Annotated in this window: 5 protein-coding genes; all 5 read left to right on the top strand. The window is 65.3% G+C overall.

Annotated features, from left to right (window positions below; genetic code table 11):
* Positions 1 to 880: 880 nt before the first annotated feature.
* The 5 genes from MKL11_RS02260 to MKL11_RS02240 all read left to right on the top strand — a co-directional run bounded on the left by MKL11_RS02260 (position 881) and on the right by MKL11_RS02240 (position 4,819).
* Entirely contained in the window at positions 881 to 1,183 is a 303-nt protein-coding gene (locus MKL11_RS02260) for a hypothetical protein (protein WP_243939883.1), read from the top strand.
* A gap of 126 nt (positions 1,184 to 1,309) precedes the next feature.
* A complete protein-coding gene (locus MKL11_RS02255) occupies positions 1,310 to 2,794 on the top strand; it encodes a PAS domain S-box protein (RefSeq protein ID WP_243939881.1) in 1,485 nt (494 codons plus the stop codon).
* A gap of 162 nt (positions 2,795 to 2,956) precedes the next feature.
* On the top strand, positions 2,957 to 3,139 hold the full coding sequence (locus tag MKL11_RS02250) for a hypothetical protein (RefSeq protein ID WP_243939879.1): 183 nt from the start codon (positions 2,957 to 2,959) through the stop codon (positions 3,137 to 3,139).
* 220 nt (positions 3,140 to 3,359) lie between these two features.
* Positions 3,360 to 4,316 (top strand): PhnA-like protein, encoded by a 957-nt coding sequence (locus MKL11_RS02245; protein ID WP_409565799.1) that lies wholly within the window; start codon positions 3,360 to 3,362, stop codon positions 4,314 to 4,316.
* A 2-nt stretch (positions 4,317 to 4,318) separates the two neighbouring features.
* Positions 4,319 to 4,819: a YsnF/AvaK domain-containing protein gene (locus MKL11_RS02240; protein ID WP_243939876.1), complete on the top strand. Its 501-nt coding sequence runs from the start codon at positions 4,319 to 4,321 to the stop codon at positions 4,817 to 4,819.
* The last annotated feature ends 159 nt before the right edge of the window (positions 4,820 to 4,978 follow it).

Here is a 4,978-nt window from a genome sequence, read left to right as displayed (position 1 = left end):
AATTCATCTCCTCTGCGGGGGAGAGATAGGACCTTCCCGTTGGAAAGGCCGCAACGACCACTTCCCACGCGATCCAATCGCAGGGCTCTCTGTCGTAGAGTGCCCCGAAGCAGACCGTCCGACCTTCCGCAAGGGGTCGTGTGCGGGCGCGGAGGCGATGTCCGCATCCATCGATCGTTGCCCGAAAGCAGACAGGCGGAAATCCACCCTTTTCGGACGCTGCCACATGCAGCCATGGGCGTCAGGAAAACGATCGTTTTTCGTACACAACTGATCGCGCTACCTGCCGTTGCATTCCAGTAGGGCTCGCTGACTGGAACTATCCCGCTGGAACGTGGCCGTTCCAATAGGGCAAGATCCTTGGAACGCTGCCGTTGGAACTTGGCCGCTTGTTATCGGCTCGAGCGATTGAGGCCGCGTTCACCCCTTTGGTAGGATGTTTGCGGTATGCAGCTTGCCGATCGGAAACGACCATGCCGTCAGCGAAGAGTTTAAAATCGAGTGATCCAAGGCCCATGAAGCCTCGGTACTGGATAGCCTACTTCGACGCGCTCGCCACAGGGCCGCTGCTAGCCAAGCCGCACACGGCGCGCCGCCGGGCCGGCGAAATGGCACGGATCTGCCCCTATGCCGATGTCGCCTCTGCGGGCTTGGCGAAGGTGAGGACCGCACTCAAGACGCGCGGCTCGTCGACTCCTCCGTCCTAGCGCTGCCTTCACATAAAGCGGCGTTCTGAGACCGTGCGTGTCGCCCGGGTTCGAGAAGCTGCTCCAACCTCGTAGCGGTCGCGCAAGATTTTGGATCTTTCGAGAGCACACCGCCGCTAACGCGACGTTAACCACATCGGTTGTGCACTGCGAGGTGTCCAGAGGGACTAGCCATGCGCCACATCCACGTCGTGCCCGGTCTGCGCCTGCGGTTTGCTGGCCGCGACGAGACCTTCGACGAAGGTGTTGAAATCGGTCTCCTCGCGGCTCAACTCGCATCGGGCGTAGCCGAGTTCACGATGACCTTGGCCGCCAGTACACTGGACCAAGCGCGTATGCTGGCGACGAATATGGGCTACCGCCTCCACGTCACGACGATGGATGAAGGCACGGTCGAGGTCATGTTTCTCACCGGAAGCCGCCGGCCTAAACTGCAACTTGTGTGTAACAAATCCTTCTCACGCTTAGAGGCGTAGTTTCTTGGTCTGAGACCTGCTCGACCAGTTCATCCAGGGCGATCGGCGAGATAAGGGACACTCAGACGCGGCAATCTGAGCTTTTCCTCGCATTCGAGCGTTGGCGCTTCGGATGGAGATACGCCGATGGCCGATGCGGTTCATCACCTGCAGATGCGGCAGATCGTGGCCGGCCTGTCCGAGGGCGTGATCCTGATCGAGCCCGATCAAACCATCGCCTACGCGAACGATGCCGCCGTGATGATGCATGGGGTGACAGATGTCGGCGATCTCGGCGCCACCGTGTCCGAGTACCGCGCGAACTTCACGCTGCACTACCGCAATCATCGCGAGATCGGCCCGCTGCAGCATCCGCTCGACCGGGTGCTTGCTGGCGAGGTGTTCCGCGACGTCGTGGTCGAGTTGATCCCCAAGCGAGATCCCAAACACAGGTGGATGCACCGCATCCGCAGCCTGGTGACGACCGATGCGGCCGGCACGCCCAACGGCCTGGCCCTGGTGATGCAGGACGTGAGCGAGCGCTACCAGGCCGAGGCCCGGTTCGAGCGGATGTTCAATGCCAACCCAGCCCCGGCGATCATCTGCCGGATCGCCGATCTGCGCTTCGTGCGGGTCAACCACGGTTTCCTCGACCTCACCGGGTACCATCGCGATGATGTCCTCGGCCGAACGTTCTGCGAGATCGACCTGCTGCGCGAGGCCGAGCGGCGCGAGATGGCGATCCATCGCCTGCATGAGGGACGCACCATCCCACAGATGGAGGCTCAGCTCGCAACCCCCTGTGGGAAGGGCCGCTACGTGATCGTGGCCGGGCACGCCATCGAGATGCCGGGCCCCGGCGGCATCGAGCCGTGCATGCTGTTCACCTTCGCCGACCTAGAGGATCGCCGGAAGGCCGAGATGGCCCTGCGCTACAGCGAGGAACGCTTCGCCAAGGCGTTCGACCTCTCGCCGGTGCCGAGCGCGTTGATGGATGCGGACGGGCTGAGGATAACCAGCGTCAACCAAGCCTTTGTCGCCACCTACGGTCATGCCCCCGAGGCTGCGGGTGGCCAGTCGCTCGCTGACCTCGCGCTCTGGGTCGACCGCGCCGAGCAGCGCAAGTTCTCCCGCGATCTCAAGCGGCTCGGCAGCGTGCGCGGCTTCGAGGCCGTGCTGCAGGATGCGGCGGGCGCCGAGATCGACTGCCTCGTCTCCGCGGAGCGGGTGAGCATCAACGACGAGGCCTGCGTGCTGTGCGTTCTACAGGACATTACCGCCCGCAAGCGCTCGGAGCGCGAACTGATCACCGCCATCGAAGCGGTGATGGCAGACGCGTCGTGGTTCAGCCACGGGGTGATCGATAAGCTGGCGACCCTGCGCCACCCGACACGCTCCGGTCGGACGTCGCCCGGGGTCGAGAACCTGACGATCCGCGAGCAGGACATGCTCACGCGGATCTGCCAGGGCGCCACCGATCGGGAGATCGGCGCCGAGCTGAAGCTGTCACCGAACACGGTGCGCAACCATGTCTCAGGGCTGTACCGCAAGCTTGGGGTCAACCGCCGCAGCGCGGTGGTGGTGTGGGCGCAGGAGCGCGGCATCGGGCCGAACACGCGTCACCGGCGCTGAGACCGACGAAAACCGTGACAGAACTACCAAGCCGACTTGGTGCAAATGTACTTTATGTAATTCGTCGGAACTTCTACTAAATCGCCTGATTACACGGTGGTAGCTCTGCTCATACGAGCATCTCGGAAGATCATCCCGGCGGGTTGATGTGAGGAGATCCGTGTGGCCGGGCGTCGGAAGGTGCTCTCGCCCGACCATATCCGGGCGTTGATCAAGGAAGCCATCGGCATCATCGAGGGCGACCGTGCGATCCAGGCGGAAGCCGCCACCGAGATCGCTGCCATCGAGGCGGCATACGCGGCGTCCAACCCCGAGCCAAGACGCAAGCGCTCGACCCGCTCGTGATGCTGGAGCGCGAGCTGACACACGGCCGGCAACCAGTTCGGTCAGCCCGGCGTCGCGGGGCTGAACCTCGACAGATCTGCCCGTCACCGTCGTCGGTGTGGTGGTCGGGCGGCGGCTCGACCACGCCCTGATCGGCCGCTGGGTGCTCTAAGCCCAGCCAAACCCGCTTCCGCCGACTTCAGGCCGAAGATCGAACCACACTGAACTGAAAGTACCGACCATGGCGTTATCACCTGACACCACCCGCGCGGCCTACGACCGCGACCTCCCCACCGCCAGTGCGGTCTCCCCTGCGGAGGACATGCGCACGATGGCGCTGCACTCCATCTCCTGGGGGGCGGTCATTGCCGGCGCTGTGATCGCGCTGGTCGCCCAGGTCATCCTGAACATGGTCGGGCTCGGGATCGGGCTCTCGACCGTCGACCCGGCCGGCAACGGCACGCCCACCGCCGGCAGCTTGTCCTCGGGCGCCGGGATCTGGTTCGTGATCTCCGGCATCCTCGCCTCCACCGCCGGCGGCTGGCTCGCCGGGCGCCTCTCGGGCAAGCCGGCCAGCACCACCACCGCCTATCACGGGCTGATCGCCTGGGCGGTCTCAACCCTGGTCATCGTCTACCTGTTGTCCTCGGCGGTCGGCGGCATCGTCAGCGGCGCGTCGAGCGCGGTGTCGAGTACGCTGGGCGGCGCCGGCAACCTCTTCGGCGGCTCGGTGAAGACCGCCGCACAGGCCGCGGCCCCGTCGCTGCCGGGCATGGACAACCCGTTCTCGAACATCGAGAGCCAGGTCCGCAATGGCACCGGCAATGACCCTGAAGCCCTGAAGAACGCCGCCGTCAGCGCCATGCGCGCCGCGGTGACCGGTGACGCAGCCCAGCAGAAGGACGCCCAGGAGAAGGCGGCCCAGGCGTTGGCCAAGGCCCAGGGCATCCCGGTCGATCAGGCCCGGACCCAGGTTGCGCAGTACGTGCAGCAGTTCAATGACACCGTCGCGAAGACCAAGGAGCAGGCCAAGCAGGCGGCCGATGCCGCCGCCCGCGCCGGCTCACATGGTGCGCTCTACGGCGCCCTAGCGCTGATCCTCGGCGCACTGGCCGCCTTCTTCGCGGGCCGCGGTGCGGCGGTCGATCCGGTGGTGAGCCACACCGGCATCACCGCCACGACCCAGCGTCGGATCTGATCATGAGCGATCCCGCCGCCAGCCAGCCGAAGCTCTCACGGACGCAAAGCGTAGAGACGGCGGAGGTCACTGTGGGCGAGGAGGTGGTCCTCCCGCTGATCGAGGAGACCGCTCGCATCGACAAGCAGGCGGTGGAGACCGGGCGGGTGCGGGTCTCGACCCGGACGGAGACCGTCGATCAGGTCCTGCGCGAGAGCCTGCGCAGCCAAACGGTCGAGGTCACCAGGGTGCCGGTCAACCGGACGCTGTCCGAGGGCGAGGTGCCCCCGGTGATCCGCGAGGAGAACGGGGTGACCGTCATTCCCGTCCTCGAAGAGATCCTCGTCGTCGAGAAGCGCCTCGTCCTGAAGGAAGAAATGCACGTCCGCCGAAGCTCCGCGGATGAGGACGTCGAGGTCCCGGTGACGCTGCGTAAGCAGCGCGCCGTGGTCGAACGCGTGAGCCCGGACGGCCACGCCAGCGAACAGATCGATCCCCCTTCCACACAGGAGACAACACCATGACGCAGACGATCACCGCGCTGTTCGATCGCCCGGCTGAGGCGCAAGCCGCTCAGGCCAAGCTTGTCGCCGCCGGCATCCCGCAATCGGCGATCAAGCTGGTGCAAGGTGCCCAGACGGCGCGCACGAGCGGCTCATACGACTACCACAAGGACGAGGGCG

The organism is Methylobacterium sp. J-077, from assembly GCF_022829365.1.
Lineage (GTDB): Bacteria > Pseudomonadota > Alphaproteobacteria > Rhizobiales > Beijerinckiaceae > Methylobacterium.
This window is presented reverse-complemented; position numbering and strand designations above follow the sequence as displayed.